At 64.4% G+C, this 13,675-nt stretch carries 13 protein-coding genes and 1 pseudogene; 8 read left to right on the top strand and 6 right to left on the bottom strand.

Features of this window, described 5'->3' with window-relative positions; genetic code table 11:
- The first annotated feature begins 77 nt into the window (after positions 1-77).
- The 3 genes from sorA to X265_RS30450 all read left to right on the top strand — a co-directional run bounded on the left by sorA (position 78) and on the right by X265_RS30450 (position 1,994).
- On the top strand, positions 78-1,277 hold the full coding sequence (gene sorA / locus X265_RS30440) for a SorA family sulfite dehydrogenase catalytic subunit (protein ID WP_128968184.1): 1,200 nt from the start codon (positions 78-80) through the stop codon (positions 1,275-1,277).
- An 11-nt stretch (positions 1,278-1,288) separates the two neighbouring features.
- On the top strand, positions 1,289-1,597 hold the full coding sequence (sorB, locus tag X265_RS30445; RefSeq protein ID WP_164938864.1) for a SorB family sulfite dehydrogenase c-type cytochrome subunit: 309 nt from the start codon (positions 1,289-1,291) through the stop codon (positions 1,595-1,597).
- A gap of 196 nt (positions 1,598-1,793) precedes the next feature.
- Positions 1,794-1,994: a cold-shock protein gene (locus X265_RS30450; RefSeq protein ID WP_128968186.1), complete on the top strand. Its 201-nt coding sequence runs from the start codon at positions 1,794-1,796 to the stop codon at positions 1,992-1,994.
- Positions 1,995-2,163: 169 nt separating this feature from the next.
- Here X265_RS30450 and X265_RS30455 read toward each other — a convergent pair whose 3' ends face one another.
- Positions 2,164-2,625: an Lrp/AsnC ligand binding domain-containing protein gene (locus tag X265_RS30455; protein WP_128968187.1), complete on the bottom strand. Its 462-nt coding sequence runs from the start codon at positions 2,623-2,625 to the stop codon at positions 2,164-2,166.
- A 113-nt stretch (positions 2,626-2,738) separates the two neighbouring features.
- Here X265_RS30455 and putA point away from each other — a divergent pair, with 113 nt between their 5' ends.
- The 3 genes from putA (at position 2,739) to X265_RS30470 (ending at position 7,863) form a co-directional block, all read left to right on the top strand.
- Complete coding sequence (putA, locus tag X265_RS30460; RefSeq protein ID WP_128968188.1) at positions 2,739-5,738, top strand: bifunctional proline dehydrogenase/L-glutamate gamma-semialdehyde dehydrogenase PutA; 3,000 nt, start codon at positions 2,739-2,741, stop codon at positions 5,736-5,738.
- Between the two features lie 116 nt (positions 5,739-5,854).
- Positions 5,855-7,060 carry a CaiB/BaiF CoA transferase family protein gene (locus X265_RS30465; RefSeq protein ID WP_128968189.1) on the top strand — a complete coding sequence of 402 codons (1,206 nt, stop codon included), beginning with the start codon at positions 5,855-5,857 and terminating at the stop codon, positions 7,058-7,060.
- A gap of 155 nt (positions 7,061-7,215) precedes the next feature.
- Positions 7,216-7,863, top strand: a complete 648-nt coding sequence (locus X265_RS30470; protein ID WP_128968190.1) for a glutathione S-transferase family protein — start codon at positions 7,216-7,218, stop codon at positions 7,861-7,863.
- Between the two features lie 9 nt (positions 7,864-7,872).
- Here X265_RS30470 and X265_RS40800 read toward each other — a convergent pair whose 3' ends face one another.
- The 3 genes from X265_RS40800 to X265_RS30480 all read right to left on the bottom strand — a co-directional run bounded on the left by X265_RS40800 (position 7,873) and on the right by X265_RS30480 (position 10,703).
- Positions 7,873-8,037 (bottom strand): hypothetical protein, encoded by a 165-nt coding sequence (locus tag X265_RS40800; protein WP_164938865.1) that lies wholly within the window; start codon positions 8,035-8,037, stop codon positions 7,873-7,875.
- 80 nt (positions 8,038-8,117) lie between these two features.
- Positions 8,118-9,644, bottom strand: a complete 1,527-nt coding sequence (locus tag X265_RS30475) for a hypothetical protein (RefSeq protein ID WP_128968191.1) — start codon at positions 9,642-9,644, stop codon at positions 8,118-8,120.
- Positions 9,645-9,737: 93 nt separating this feature from the next.
- Entirely contained in the window at positions 9,738-10,703 is a 966-nt protein-coding gene (locus X265_RS30480) for a hypothetical protein (RefSeq protein ID WP_164939064.1), read from the bottom strand.
- Positions 10,704-10,984: 281 nt separating this feature from the next.
- On the opposite strand from X265_RS30480, the gene X265_RS30485 reads away from it, so the two are divergent.
- Both X265_RS30485 and X265_RS30490 read left to right on the top strand, forming a co-directional pair.
- The gene (locus X265_RS30485) at positions 10,985-11,356 is read left to right on the top strand and encodes a cyclic nucleotide-binding domain-containing protein (RefSeq protein WP_128968193.1); all 372 of its coding nucleotides are present in this window, start codon (positions 10,985-10,987) and stop codon (positions 11,354-11,356) included.
- Positions 11,353-12,165 carry an MBL fold metallo-hydrolase gene (locus X265_RS30490; RefSeq protein WP_128968194.1) on the top strand — a complete coding sequence of 271 codons (813 nt, stop codon included), beginning with the start codon at positions 11,353-11,355 and terminating at the stop codon, positions 12,163-12,165. Before X265_RS30485 ends, X265_RS30490 begins: the two co-directional genes overlap by 4 nt.
- Before the next feature lie 109 nt (positions 12,166-12,274).
- Here the strand turns inward: X265_RS30490 and X265_RS30495 are convergent, their stop codons facing one another.
- Together X265_RS30495 and X265_RS30500 are read right to left on the bottom strand one after the other, a co-directional pair.
- Positions 12,275-12,772: a TPM domain-containing protein gene (locus X265_RS30495; RefSeq protein ID WP_128968195.1), complete on the bottom strand. Its 498-nt coding sequence runs from the start codon at positions 12,770-12,772 to the stop codon at positions 12,275-12,277.
- Between the two features lie 2 nt (positions 12,773-12,774).
- Positions 12,775-13,656: pseudogene (locus tag X265_RS30500) on the bottom strand (TPM domain-containing protein).
- Positions 13,657-13,675 lie beyond the last annotated feature (19 nt).

Below are 13,675 nucleotides of genomic sequence, written 5' to 3' on the forward strand. Positions count from 1 at the left end.
CTGATGGTTGAGACAGATGAGCGCAGGTCTTGCGGTGATGACCGCGAGGCAACGAAAAGCTCCGGGAGGAGACCTGAATGTTCGACCGACGCGACCTGCTCAAAGGAGCGGGCCTTGCCGCCATGGCGGCCACACTGAATTCCACCAAGGCCCTGGCACTCGAGACCGTGACGCTGCCGTTCGGCAATGGCGAGCGGCCACTGGTGAAATATCCGCAGAAGCGGCCGATGATCGGGCTCACCAGCCGTCCGCCGCAGCTCGAGACGCCGTTTGCAATCTTCAACGACGGCCCGATCACGCCGAACAACGCGTTCTTCGTGCGCTATCACCTCGCCGGCCTGCCCTACGATCTCGACCCCGATAAGTTCACGCTCGAGGTCAAGGGCAAGGTCGACAAGCCGCTCAAACTGTCGCTGAAGGACATCAAGAAGATGAAGGCGACCGAGATCGTCGCCGTCACGCAATGTTCCGGCAACAGCCGCGGCTTCTTCGAGCCGCGGGTCGCCGGTGGCCAGCTCGCCAATGGCGCGATGGGCAATGCGCGCTGGCGCGGCGTGTCGCTCAAGACCGTGCTCGACATGGCGGGCGTGCAGGCCGGCGCCAAGCAGGTCGTCTTCGGCGGCATGGACGGTCCGGTCATCGACAAGACGCCTGACTTCGCCAAGGCGCTGGATCTCGCCCACGCCGCCGATGGCGAGGTGATGCTGGCCTATGGCATGAACGGCGAGGATCTGCCGTTCCTCAACGGCTTCCCGCTGCGCCTGGTCGTACCAGGTTATTACGGCACCTACTGGGTCAAACACCTCAACGAGATCACCGTCATCGACGGCGTCTATGACGGCTTCTGGATGAAGTCGGCCTACCGGATTCCTGACACCCCGGACAATTCGGTCGAGCCCGGCACGACACCGAAAGCGACGATCCCGATCAACCGCTTCACCATCCGCTCCTTCATCACCAACGTGCCTGATGGCGCCAAGCTGAAGGCCGGACGGACGACGCTGCGTGGCATCGCCTTCGACGGCGGCAAGGGCATCAAAGACGTCTCGGTCTCCACCGACGGCGGCAAGACCTGGGCCTCGGCCAGGCTCGGCAAGGACCTCGGCAATTACTCGTTCCGGGAATGGAAGCTACCGGTGAAGCTTGCGGCTGGAGAGGTCGAGCTCAAGGTGCGCGCCACCAGCAATTCCGGAGAGACACAGCCGGACACGCCGCGCTGGAACCCTGCGGGCTATTTGCGCAACGTCGTCGAAACCGTCCGCGTCAACGTGGCCTGAGGAGAATGATCATGCAGCGCACCGTTCTCAGCGCCATCGCGCTCGCCGCCGCCGCATTGGTCGGGTCGGCCATCGCCGCCCCGATCAATTACAAGACACCGGATGAGACCGCAGCCTTCAGGCCCGGGCCAAATCTCGAAGTGGTGCAGGGCAATTGCGCCGCCTGCCATTCGTCCGACTACATCGCGACCCAGCCGCCGATGAAGGACAAGAAAGCCTTCTGGCAGGCCGAGGTGACCAAGATGATCAAGGTCTACGGCGCGCCGATCGCCGAGGGCGACGTCGGCAAGATCGTCGACTATCTGGCCGCGACTTATTGACGGCATCAGGGCCAATTGACCGCGAAACGGGCAAATCCGGCAAAAACGCCGCGAAGTTGAGCGAATTTCGGTAAAATGCGGATGTGGTTTGATCTACCAAGCCCGCCACATTCCGCGTATCCTGTAGAACCGAACCGGCTGGTTGGCGGGGACTAGCGGTTCGTGATCTCGGAGGAAGACCCGCGGAGAAGACGTGATGCCCAAAGGTACGGTCAAGTGGTTCAACCCGACGAAGGGTTATGGATTTATCCAGCCTGCGTCGGGCGGCAAGGATGTGTTCGTGCATATCTCGGCAGTGCAGAAAGCCGGCCTGTCCTCGCTCAACGAGGGACAGACGGTTGAATATGAAGAGATCGCAAACCGGGGCAAGACGTCCGCAGAGAACCTCAAAGTATAAGCCCGCCAGCCTTTGCTGCCTCCCGGATCTCATCCGGGAGTGAGGCCAAAAAAAATTAGAAGACGATCAGTGCATTCGACGACAGGCGTTGCGACTGCACGCGAAAGGCTTTTTGCCTGGAGAGATCGCCGATCAACCCCACAGCAACGACAATCGCGACCGCATGTGGTCAGCCCACCGGCAACGGTGCGTCGCGCTTGATCTCCTCCATCACCGCATAGGTGCGCGTCTCGCGCACGCCCGGCATCGACAGCAGGGTCTCGCCGAGGAAGCGCCGATACGCGGTCATGTCCGCCAGCCGCGCCTTCACCAGATAGTCGAAGCCGCCTGCAACCATGTGACACTCCAGCACTTCGGGCGCGAGCTTCACCGCGCGCGCAAAGCGCTCGAAATTGTCGGGCGTGGTCTTGTCGAGCAGCACCTCGACGAACACGAGCAAGCCTAGCCCGAGCCGGTGCGGATTGAGGCGCGCGCCATAGCCTTCGACAAAGCCCTCGCGCTGCAACCGCTTCAGCCGCTCGCCGATTGACGTCGGCGACAGGCCGATGCGCTCGGCGAGCTCGACATTGGCGATTCGCCCATCCTCCTGCAAAATGGCGAGGATTTTCCGGTCAATGCGATCGAGATCCATATTTTATCCGGTTATACAGCTCCTTACTTTAATTTCGTAAGGCAAATCAGATAATTTGTCTATCGAACCACGGTCGCGCGGGTCTTATCCTGATCTCAGCTACAGGACACGCCATGCCAAACCTCCCGCCCCCCTTCTCTGCCCCCTACGCGCCTGATGACGCCGACATCGCTGCGCGCCTCTTTCCGTTGGTGCATCTCAGCCCAGCGCAGGAAGCCCGGATCGACCGCACGGCAACGCGGCTGATTGAGGCGATCCGCAAGCGCGACGACCGGCTCGGCGGGGTCGAGGACATGCTGCGCGAGTTCGCGCTCTCCACCAAGGAGGGCCTTGCGCTGATGGTGCTGGCCGAGGCGCTGCTGCGCGTGCCGGATGCCCGCACCGCCGACCAGTTCATCGAGGACAAGCTCGGCGAGGGTGACTTCATCCATCACGAGACCAAGTCCACGGCGTTCCTGGTCAACGCCTCGGCCTGGGCGCTTGGTCTCTCCGCGCGGGTGATCCAGCCCGGCGAAACGCCCGACGGCACCATCGGCCGGCTGGTAAAGCGGCTGGGCGCGCCGGCAGTGCGCACCGCCACGCGCCAGGCGATGCGGCTGATGGGCAATCATTTCGTGCTGGGCGAGACCATCGAGCAGGCGCTGGAGCGAGGCAAGCCGCGCTCTGGTCAGAAGTCGCGCTACTCCTTCGACATGCTCGGCGAAGGCGCGCGCACGGCGGCGGATGCGCGACGCTATTTCGACGCCTATGCGAGCGCCATCGAGACGATCGGCAAGGCTGCGGGCAACCATCCCCTGCCCGACCGCCCAGGTATCTCCGTCAAACTCTCGGCGCTGCATCCGCGCTTCGAGGCGATCAGCCGCGACCGCGTGATGCGCGAACTGGTGCCGCAGTTGCTGGATCTTGCGCGGCGCGCCAAGGCGTATGACCTCAACTTCACGGTCGATGCCGAGGAGGCCGACCGGCTGGAGCTGTCGCTCGACGTCATCGCGGCAACGCTGGCCGATGCCTCGCTCAAAGGCTGGGACGGTTTTGGCCTTGCGATCCAGACCTATCAGAAGCGCGCCAGCGCGGTGATCGAATACGTCCACGAGCTGGCCCGCGCGCATGATCGCAAGCTGATGGTGCGTCTGGTCAAGGGCGCCTATTGGGACACCGAGATCAAGCGCGCGCAGGAGCGCGGGCTCGACGGCTATCCGGTGTTCACCCGCAAGGCGATGACGGATCTGAACTACGTCGCCTGCGCATCGAAGCTCTTGGGACTGCGCCCGCGCATATTTCCTCAATCTGCCACCCACAACGCGCTCACCGTCGCAACGGTGCTGGAGCTCGCGGGCGAGAGCGGCGGCTTCGAATTCCAGCGCCTGCACGGCATGGGCGAAGCGCTCTACGAGCAGCTCGCCAGGGATCACCCCGAGATCGCCTATCGCACCTATGCCCCGGTCGGCAGCCATCGCGATTTGCTCGCCTATCTGGTGCGCCGACTGCTCGAAAACGGCGCCAACTCCTCCTTCGTGGCGCAGGCCGCCGATTATCGCGTGCCGGTGCCGGCGCTGTTGAAGCGCCCGGTCGATCTCATCGTCCGTCCGGATCACGCCCATCACGCCAGGATCCCGTTGCCGGGCGATCTGTTCGCGCCCGAGCGGCATAATTCAGCCGGCATCGAGTTCGGCGAGCGCACGGCGCTCGACCGGCTGCTCGCCGACGTCAAGGCTGCGACTCCCGACCTAAAGCCGGTCCCCGACGCCACGCCCGAACAGGCGGGCGCGGCGGTCGTCGCGGCCCGCGCCGGCTTTGCCGGATGGAGCCGGACGCCGGCCTGGACGCGCGCGGCGGCGCTGGAGCAGGCCGCGCATCTGCTGGAGAGCCGCAGCGCACAGTACATCGCGCTGCTTCAGCGCGAAGGCGGCAAGACGCTTGACGATGCGCTCTCCGAGCTGCGCGAAGCCGCCGATTTCTGCCGCTATTATGCAGCTCAGGGCCGAAAACTGTTCGGCAGCGAGACAGCGATGCCGGGCCCGACCGGCGAGAGCAACACGCTCGCGCTGCGCGGCCGCGGCGTCTTCATCGCGATCTCGCCATGGAATTTTCCGCTGGCGATTTTCCTCGGACAGGTCACCGCGGCGCTGATGGCCGGCAACAGCGTCGTGGCCAAGCCTGCCGAGCAGACGCCGCGCATCGCACGCGAGGCTGTCGCGCTGCTGCACGAGGCAGGTATCCCGAGAAGCGCGCTGCATCTCGTCACCGGCGACGGCCGCATCGGCGCGGCGCTCACCGCGCAGCCTGACATCGCTGGCGTCGTCTTCACCGGCTCGACCGAGGTCGCCCGTCACATCAACCGGACGCTCGCCGCCAAGGACGGGCCGATCGTGCCGCTGATCGCGGAGACCGGCGGCATCAACGCCATGATCGCGGATGCGACCGCGCTGCCCGAGCAGGTTGCCGACGACGTCGTGACCTCAGCGTTCCGCTCCGCCGGCCAGCGCTGCTCGGCGCTGCGGCTCTTGTTCGTGCAGGAGGACGTCGCCGACCGCATGATCGAGATGATCGCGGGGGCCGCGCGCGAGCTCAAGATCGGCGATCCCGCAGATGTCGCTACCCATGTCGGGCCAGTGATCGACAACGAGGCCAAGCAGCGGCTCGATGCCCACATCGCGCGGATGAAAAGCGAGGCCCGGCTGCATTTTGCGGGCACAGCTCCGCAGGGCTGCTTCGTCGCGCCTCACATCTTCGAACTGAGGGATGCCGGCCAGCTCACCGAGGAGGTGTTCGGCCCGATCCTGCATGTGGTGCGCTACCGCGCCGAGACGCTCGGACACGTGCTGCAGGCGATCGAGCGCACTGCTTACGCACTGACGCTTGGAGTCCACTCGCGCATCGACGACACGATTGAGGCCATCATCGACCGCGTCCAGGTCGGCAACATCTACGTCAATCGCAACATGATCGGCGCCGTGGTCGGCGTGCAGCCGTTCGGCGGCAATGGCCTGTCCGGAACAGGTCCCAAGGCCGGCGGCCCGCACTATCTCGCACGCTTCGCCACCGAGCAGACCGTGACCATCAACACCGCCGCGGCCGGCGGCAACGCTGCGCTGCTTGCGGGAGAGGAGTAAGGCCCTGCGCCCGATACCGTTGCATCCCGCCAAAACATCGGTCTAATGGCTCCCACGACGTGCCCGCGCCAATTCCAGCCGGCGGGAAACAACAAGAGCGAGGGAGCAACGCCGCGATGGAAAAAGGCATTTTTGCAGGGCTCAAGGTTCTGGACTGCGCAAGCTTCATCGCGGCGCCCGCGGCTGCGACCGTGCTGTCCGACTTCGGCGCCGACGTCATCAAGATCGAGCCGCCCGGCGCCGGGGATCCCTACCGCAATCTGCCCAACCTGCCCGGCTATCCCACCAGCGAACATAATTTCGCCTGGCTGCTCGAGGCCCGCAACAAGAAGAGCCTCGCGCTCGACCTCTCCAAGCCCGAGGCGCAGGCCGTGCTCTACAGACTGGTGGAACAAGCCGATGTCTTCATCACCAACATGCCGCCGCCGGTGCGCGGCCGGCTCGGCATCTCCTATGACCATCTCGCCCATCTCAACGACCGGCTGATCTACGCCTCCTTCACCGGCTATGGTGAAAAGGGCGAGGAAGCCAACAAGCCCGGCTTCGACAGCAACGCCTATTGGGCGCGCTCCGGCCTGATGGACCTCGTTCGCGCCGATACCCACACCACACCGGCCCGCTCGGTCGCCGGCATGGGCGACCATCCCTGCGCCATGGCGCTGTACAGCGCGATCGTCACCGCGCTGTACCAGCGCGAGAAGACCGGCAAGGGCTCGCACGTCGCCTCCAACCTGATGGCCAACGGCGTCTGGGCCGCCAGCGTGCTGGCGCAGGCCAAGCTCTGCGGCGCCAAGTTCGGCGAGCGGCGGCCGCGCGAGCGCGCGCTCAATGCGGTCGCCAACCACTATCAGTGCAAGGACGGCCGCTGGCTGATCCTGTCGCTGCTCAGCGAAGAGAAGCAGTGGCCGACGCTGGCCAAATGCCTCGGACGCGAGGACCTGATCAACGATCCGCGCTTCGCCACCAAGCCCGACCGCCACGCCCGCTCGGTCGAGCTCATCAAGATTTTTGACGAGATTTTTGCGACCAAAGACCTCGCCGAATGGCGCAGGATTCTCGACGGCAGCGGGCTGGTGTTCGGCATCGTCGGCATTCTCGACGATATTCCGAACGACAAGCAGATGCTCGATAACGAAGTGCTGGTGCCGTTCGAGAACGACACCATGCTCACCATCAACTCCCCGATCTGGATCGACGGCACCAAGAAGGTCCAGCCGCGCAAGCCGCCCGGCGTCGGCGAGCACAGTGACGAGATTTTGCGTGGCGCGGGATACGACGAAGCCGCGATTCAGCAGCTGCGGGCGAAGGGGGCGGTGGGGTAGCGACGCACTGCTCTCGACCCGTCATTGCGAGCGCAGCGAAGCAATCCAGAATCCCACCGCGGATGCATTGCTGGATTGCTTCGCTGCGCTCGCAATGACGGGGTAGAACCATGTCGGTATAGTCATCGGCAAAACACGGAATGCCGCGAGGTCCCATGCCCGCTTATCGCCTGCACTACTTCCCTGAATCCGGCAACAGCTACAAGCTGGCGCTGATGCTCACGCTTTGCGGCGAGACGTTCGAGCCTGTGTGGACCGATTTCGGCGGCGGAGTCACGCGCACGGCGGAATGGCGCCGGAACGTGAACGAGATGGGCGAAATTCCCGTGCTCGAGGTCGACGGCGTGAAGATGACGCAGACCGCACCCCTCCTGCTCAAGCTGGCCGAACAATACGGCCGCTTCGGCGCCGAGACGGAAGCCGAACAATTCGAGCTGCTGCGCTGGCTGTTCTGGGACAATCACAAGCTCACCGGCTACATGGCGACCTACCGCTTCATGCGGGCCTTCACCGAGAAGAACGATCCGCAGGTGCTGAAGCACTTTCGCCGGCGGCTCGACGATTTCCTCGGCATTCTCGACGGCCATCTCCAGCACAACGCGTTCGCGATCGGCGCCAAGCCGACCATCGCCGATATCTCGATGATGGCTTATCTGCACTATCCTGATGACGAGCACGGCTTTGATTTCGCGGAAAGCCATCCCGCCATCCACGCCTGGCTCGGCCGCATGGCCGCGCTGCCGGGCTGGAAGCCGGCCTACGAGCTCTTGCCCGGAAAACGGATGACGAACTACGCGAAGTGAGAGCGGCTATTATCTCAGCGCCAGCCAGCCGAGCGTGAACAGGATTCCGCAGATGATGACCGCCGCCGCGACAGCCGAGGCGCTGACGCGGACGCTGCCGGCGACCTGCTTGGCTTCCTCATTCTGCGCGATCTCGCGATTGCGCTCCTTGTTGGCTTCGCTGGTGTCCGTCATGGGTCATCCGAACCGGTTGGGTCGCTTGATTTGCGCATGATCTGATCGGAAAACCGCTACACACTTTTCCGGATCATGCGCTAACGCGTCTTGATGAAGCACATGCCGATGCGGCTCGAGGCCGCCGCAGGCTGACATGTGAGACCTTTAGCACAGGTCCATGACGTAAAACTCTTGTCGGCCGTTCCCGATCCTGCATTTTGCAGGGAACAATGAGCGCCCCAGCCATCCTGATATTCGGTACCGGCGAGCTCACGGTTGCCGCGGGTTTGCGGGCGGCTGGCAAATCCGTGTGAAAAATCAGGGCGTTTGCCTTCGACAAACGCGGTCAGGATGTCGCGGCGGCGGATCTGGTCACCGAAGAAATGCGGTGAGGCCGGCACGATGGTGGAATTCGACGCCCCGTCCGTCAGCCAGTCCACGCCCGGGAAATGGAAGCCGCCGATGCCGCGGGTCTGGTGGCAACCCGAGCAGGTGACATCGTTGAGGCGGCGCTGGAAGCCCGCGACCGAGCGGATGTTGTCCATGGCGATGCCGCGCGCGGCCGCCTGCTTCAGCGCGCCGACGACGTCGTTGTCGGTGAAGAGAGGATCGCTCTCGCCCTCGCCTTGCATCATCCCGAACTCCGGCTGCAATGTCGAAGCATCAAGGCCCGCCGGTGTCGGCGTCACCGCCGCCTTGGCGAGATACCTCTCCGGGATCAGCACGGTGCCGCGATCGAACTCGCGCAGATTCGCCGGCGTCAGCAGCCAGTCCTTGAAGTCGCGCCGGAGTGCGTCATCGGCGAGGATGCGATCGCGGTCGATCTGGTTCTCCAGCGTCGATTCCACGAACATCCTGGTGGCGGCATCGTATTTGAACACCTTGAGCAGATAATCGGAGCGGAAATCGTGCAGTGCCGATTTCGGCGCGATCGAGATCTGGATGTTGGTCTCGATACGGTCGATCATCGCGTCGTAAGGCGGGGTGCGGCTGCCGATCAGCCCCTGCCAGTCGCCATTGTCGAGCCAGCGCTGCGCCACCTCGGCGCAAGTGACGGGCTTGCCGTTCTGGTCGAACTGGCGCGCATCGCGGGCCTTCATCACCAGGTTGAACGTCATCGGCAGGCGCGTCGCGGTATTGCCGGCATCGAACCGCGCCAGACGATAGATCAGCCGGATCTCGCCGCAGCTCTCTTCCGAGACATAGGCGCGGTCCATGCGGTTGACGATGCCGGCCAGCACGAAGCGCGTGTCGGCGGACTTCAGATTGCCCCGATCGAACAGCTCGACGTCGAAACCCTGGCCGACGCCGATGGTTTCGCTCGGGGAGGCCTGCTTGTGCCGGGCGATGTAGCGGTCGAACTCCGCATCGATCGCTGGTGGAATCTCCTTGAGCTGCGGCAGCGAGGCGAACAGCACATCGCTCGTCAGCGGAAAATTGCCGTTACGCTCGGGCTGCAACAGCCGCGAGATCGACAGCGCATCGCTCTGGTCGAGCTTGCGCAGGAGATCAGGATCGGTGATCGCGGTGCCGCGAACGAGCGGCCCCTTCTCCGCTGCCGAGAGCGACATGACGCCGCCAAGCAACAGTGTGACGGCCAGGAGAATTCGCAGCGCGCGGCTCATGCCTCAACTAACACCGCGCATGACAGCCTATTCAAGTCAAAAGGCGCTTCACGCGGTGGTGAAGCGCCTGTTTGAAATTCGGCTATCGGACGCTCAGCGCGCGACGATGAGGCCCTTGGGGGTGACGACCACCCAGCGGCCGTCCTGGCGGCGGATCGCATCGACGCGGCCGAGACCGGGAATGGGGTCGCCGGGATAGACCTCGTACAAGCCGCCACGGCCCTCGATCAGCGCACCGCCGTTGGCCGCGTTGCGCAGCCGCCAGCCTTCGATCGTCGGCAGACGGCCGACCTCGGTCTTGGGTGCGGCCGGCGCGGCAGCGGCTGTCGCGACCTGGGCCGGAGCCGGCGCGATCGTGCCGGTGGTCTCGTTCGCAGGCACTGCTGCGGCCGCCTGCGCGGGGGCGGCGGGCGGGGTGGCGCGCAGCTTATCGACGGTCTCGGACAGTTTTGCGAGCTTGGCCATCGGTTCGGCCTGCGCCTTCTCGAGCTTGTCGAGACGGTCGTTGGTCCGGTTGATCTGGCTGAGGCCGGCCTTCGAGGTGTGCTCGACATTGGCCTTGAGCGCGACGATATCGCCATCGATCCGCGCAATGGAGGCGTCGAGCGCGCTGGTATCGGTGACCTGCGCAGGCGCCGGAGCGGCGGCGAAATGCATCATGCCCGCGGTCGCGAGCGCACCACTGATGGCGCCGACGCAGGCCGCGATCGCCACCACAGCAGCCATCGCCGACAGGCGACGCTTGCTGCCGGTCTCGCGCACGTCATCGGCCTTCACATGCGGGGCAAACTCTTCGCGCTCCCAAGACCGCTCCGAGGGCGCCATGACGATCAGCTTGCCCGGCTTCGGCTCGGCCTTGGGTTCGGCCTTGGGTTCGCTCTTGGCCTCGAATTTCGGGACCTCGACGCGGGGCGGCTCGACCTTCGGAGCATCCGGCTTGATCTGATCAGGCTTGGGCGGCGTCTCGTGGTCGGGGGCGATCGAGGGGGCCTCGATGCCGGCGGCGGCCTCAACAGCGCCAGTCCGGTCGTTGGTCTCTTGGCCGGCCAGTTCGGGCATGGGTTCGCTCACGGCTCAAATACTCCAGTCCAGGTTGACCTTTTGGTAACTTTCATTGCTTGCGAATTCCTTACCTCGGGACCCGCTTACCGAAATTTTAGGAACTCGTCCGGGGCCGAATTGGGTCGGGAAAGTGGAACCGGCGTGGCGGCGTGCAACAAATCGTCAGCCAATGCTGCTCTGCGGTAGGCCATGCTCACCAGCCGAAGGAGTGTTTGCCGGTGATTGTTCCCCGGCTAACATGGGGCGTCCCGTCAGCCAGAAGGCGTTTGGGGGGTGCCATGACGATCGAGAAATGCATCAACGCGTTTGATGTCGATGACGTCATCTTCGAGGAGGGCTCGACCGGCCGCGAATTGTTCGTCGTGCTCGACGGCGAAGTCGAGATCGCCAAACTCGACGGCGCGCGCAAGACCAGCATCATCAAGCTCGGCAAGGGCGAGTTCTTCGGCGAGATGGCCGTGATCGACGGCTCGGCCCGCTCGGCAACCGCGATCGCATCCGCACCAGACACGAAGGTGATGCGGATCAATCACGCGCGCTTCGTCTATCTCGTCAGCCAGCAGCCGGCGTTCGCACTGATGGTGATGGACGCGCTCTCGAAGCGCCTGCGCGCCTCCAACGCGGTCACCTACCGGACGGGGCAATCATGAGCGACCGAAAGCCGACCGCATTCCCGATCCTGATGAAGAACGAGGTCTGCTCGCTGATCCAGGCGGCGGACGATGTCTTCCAGATCCGCTTCTCCAACCGCGCCGCCAACGCCTATCTCGTACGCGGCTCGGCGCGCACCATCCTGATCGACGTCGGGCTGTCGTCGAACTATCCGGCGATGGTGGAGTGCCTGCACTTCGCCGGATGTCCGCCGGAGAAGATCGACATGGTGGTGCTGAGCCATGAGCATCTCGACCATATCGGCGCGGCCTGGCATTTCAACGAGCGCCGCACCTATGTCGCCGCGCATCGGCTGGCCGCCAACAAGATCATGCTGCGCGACGATTTCTCGATGCTGCGCAAGATGTTCAACGAGCCGAACGTGCCGATCAACATCGACATCTGGCTCGAGGAAGGCAATCTGATCGATCTCGGCAATTTCCGTCTCAACGTCATGTACACGCCGGGCCATACCTCGGCCTGCATCACGCTGTTCGATCAGGACAAGGGCCTGTTGTTCGCCGCCGACACCTTGATGCCCGGCGGCGTGATGGGCGGCGTGTTCGGCTCCGGCAGTATTTCCGACTACATCCAGTCGCTGGAGCGGCTGAAGGGGCTGGACGCCAGGATCCTGCTGTCGGGCCACGGGCGGCTATCCGATACACCACAGGAGGACGTTCGCATCGCCATTGCCCGGTCGCACGGCCTCTTGGAGGACACCGCGCAACTGTTCGACGCGCTCGACGCGCGCGCGAATTTCGAACCGATCATGCAGTCGGTGCGGGATCTGAACAAGCTGGATGATTAGGCACGGTGTCTCTACCGTCATTGCAAGCGCAGCGAAGCAATCCAGAATCTTTCCGCTGGGAGATTCTGGATTGCTTCGTCGCAAGGGCTCCTCGCAATGACAACTAGGCTCACATCACCACCGGCTTGTCCGGCAGCTCGTTCGGATGCGCACCCGACGGCGGGAAATGCCTGGCGAGCTCCCGCGACACCGCCGCGATGCCGTCGATCACGCCGCGCTCGAACTGGCCCGCGCTGAACGCGGTCTCCATCGTGCGGCAGATCGCCTCCCAGCCCGCCGCGCCGACTTTCGCGTCGATGCCGCGATCGGCGATGATCTCGACGTCGCGATCGGCGAGCAGCAGATAGATCAACACGCCGTTGTTGTGCGCTGTGTCCCAGATCCGCAAATGCGAGAACACGTCGAGCGCACGCGCGCGGGCATGCTGATTGCGGAACAGCGGACGGCCATCGAGTGCGCCCTCGACGACGAAACGGACCTGGCCGGAATGCGTCTTCTCGCTCTGCCTGATCGCCTGCTCGATGCGGTCGAGCACGGCTTGAGTAAACACCCGTCTGGCGCGCCAGTGGTGCTGGAGGAGATGCCTCGCAATACGCCTGATGCTCATGGCTACCAGCTCCCCGAGGCGCCGCCGCCACCAAAGCTGCCGCCGCCGCCACTGAAGCCGCCGCTGGACGACGATCCGCTGCTCCAGCCGCCGGACGAGGATCCGCCCGACCACGAGCCGCCGCGCGAGGAGCCGGTCGAGGCCGGAAACAGATCGGCGATGAAGGACAGCACGAAACCGATGATCGCGGCGAGCAAAGCCAGTGCGCCCTACCCGAGGATCAGCAACGCCAGCAGGCCGATCACGCTGCCGGTCGCGACCGAACCGAGCAGTCGCCCCAGCAATGCGCGCAGGAATCCGCCGACGACAAGCGAGGCGAACAGGACGAACGGGACAGCCGGGCCGATGTCGTCCAGATTGGCAAAGTTGACGCTGCGCGAAGGCACCGGCAGCGGTTCGCCATCCACGACGCGCATCATCCGGTCGACGCCGGCCGAGATGCCGCCGGCGAAATCACCCTCCCTGAATTTCGGCGTGATGACCTCGTCGATGATGCGCCGCGAGGTGACGTCGGTCAGCGCGCCCTCGAGACCGTAGCCGACTTCGATGCGCAGATGCCGGTCGTTCTTGGCGACCACCAGGATGGCGCCGTCGTCGATCTTCTTGCGGCCGATCTTCCAGGCCTCCGCGACACGGATCGAGAATTGCTCGATCGTCTCCGGGTCCGTCGTCGGCACGATCAGCACCGCGATCTGGCTACCCTTGCGCATCTCGAAATCGCTGAGCTTTTGCGACAGCGCGGCGATATCGCCGCTCGACAGCGTGCCAGTGCGGTCGACCACGCGGCCGGTGAGCTGTGGGACCGCGACGTCGGCGAGGACGGGGGTTGTGAAGTTAACGAGGAACGCCGCAACGATGGCTGCAAACCACACCCTCAGTGTCATCGCCCGGCTTGACCGGGCG

This window comes from Bradyrhizobium guangdongense, from assembly GCF_004114975.1.
GTDB lineage: Bacteria > Pseudomonadota > Alphaproteobacteria > Rhizobiales > Xanthobacteraceae > Bradyrhizobium > Bradyrhizobium guangdongense.

Coding starts and splice junctions, on each gene's coding strand:
- sorA (WP_128968184.1), top strand. CDS start 78: ATGTTCGACCGACGCGACCTGCTCAAAGGAGCGGGCCTTGCCGCCATG.
- sorB (WP_164938864.1), top strand. CDS start 1,289: ATGCAGCGCACCGTTCTCAGCGCCATCGCGCTCGCCGCCGCCGCATTG.
- X265_RS30450 (WP_128968186.1), top strand. CDS start 1,794: ATGCCCAAAGGTACGGTCAAGTGGTTCAACCCGACGAAGGGTTATGGA.
- X265_RS30455 (WP_128968187.1), bottom strand. CDS start 2,625: ATGGATCTCGATCGCATTGACCGGAAAATCCTCGCCATTTTGCAGGAG.
- putA (WP_128968188.1), top strand. CDS start 2,739: ATGCCAAACCTCCCGCCCCCCTTCTCTGCCCCCTACGCGCCTGATGAC.
- X265_RS30465 (WP_128968189.1), top strand. CDS start 5,855: ATGGAAAAAGGCATTTTTGCAGGGCTCAAGGTTCTGGACTGCGCAAGC.
- X265_RS30470 (WP_128968190.1), top strand. CDS start 7,216: ATGCCCGCTTATCGCCTGCACTACTTCCCTGAATCCGGCAACAGCTAC.
- X265_RS40800 (WP_164938865.1), bottom strand. CDS start 8,037: ATGACGGACACCAGCGAAGCCAACAAGGAGCGCAATCGCGAGATCGCG.
- X265_RS30475 (WP_128968191.1), bottom strand. CDS start 9,644: ATGAGCCGCGCGCTGCGAATTCTCCTGGCCGTCACACTGTTGCTTGGC.
- X265_RS30480 (WP_164939064.1), bottom strand. CDS start 10,703: ATGCCCGAACTGGCCGGCCAAGAGACCAACGACCGGACTGGCGCTGTT.
- X265_RS30485 (WP_128968193.1), top strand. CDS start 10,985: ATGACGATCGAGAAATGCATCAACGCGTTTGATGTCGATGACGTCATC.
- X265_RS30490 (WP_128968194.1), top strand. CDS start 11,353: ATGAGCGACCGAAAGCCGACCGCATTCCCGATCCTGATGAAGAACGAG.
- X265_RS30495 (WP_128968195.1), bottom strand. CDS start 12,772: ATGAGCATCAGGCGTATTGCGAGGCATCTCCTCCAGCACCACTGGCGC.